Annotated in this window: 2 protein-coding genes; both read left to right on the forward strand. The window is 45.3% G+C overall.

The annotated features are described in order from the left end of the window. On the forward strand, positions 1 to 365 hold a 365-nt coding region (locus HC175_RS16425), incomplete at its 5' end, for an isopenicillin N synthase family oxygenase (RefSeq protein ID WP_168139460.1). A 5-nt stretch (positions 366 to 370) separates the two neighbouring features. Further along, a partial coding sequence (locus tag HC175_RS16430; RefSeq protein ID WP_168139461.1) for an SUI1 family translation initiation factor occupies positions 371 to 607 on the forward strand: 237 nt, incomplete at its 3' end.

Genomic DNA, 607 nt, shown 5'->3' on the forward strand with positions numbered 1-607 from the left:
GCGACATTAACCTTATCACTCTTTTAATGGGGGCATCTACGGGAGGACTTCAGGTGTTGCGCAAAGATGGCGAATGGATCGATGCTATTCCGCAGGAAGATGAGCTGGTAATCAATGTGGGAGACATGCTGGAGCGACATACCAACAATAAACTGCGTTCCACAATTCACCGCGTGATAAATCCACCGCGGGAACAATGGGGTACGCCGCGATATTCAATTCCATTCTTCATGCATCCAAGAAGTGAAATGCCATTGAACTGCCTGGAAGAATGTATTGGCGAGGCCAATCCTAAAGCTTATGAGGATATTACTGCAGGAGAATTCCTGGATCAACGTCTTCGTGAGATAGGTCTCAAAAAGTAGATCTTATGGCTAAGAAAAAGATGGGGCTGGAAGATCTTGGCGGCTTTGTATTCTCCACCAACGATTCTTTTGAACCCGATAAATATGATGATGAAGATTCCGGCGAAACGCTGAAACCGGAAGACCAACTGCTGGAAGCCCATTACAGTTCAAAGGGACGTGCAGGAAAAAAAGTGACTGTGGTCAAAGGATTTATAGGATCTGATGAGGATCTGAATGCTTTGGGCAAAGACCTTAAAAAG

This window comes from Salinimicrobium oceani (assembly GCF_012037645.1).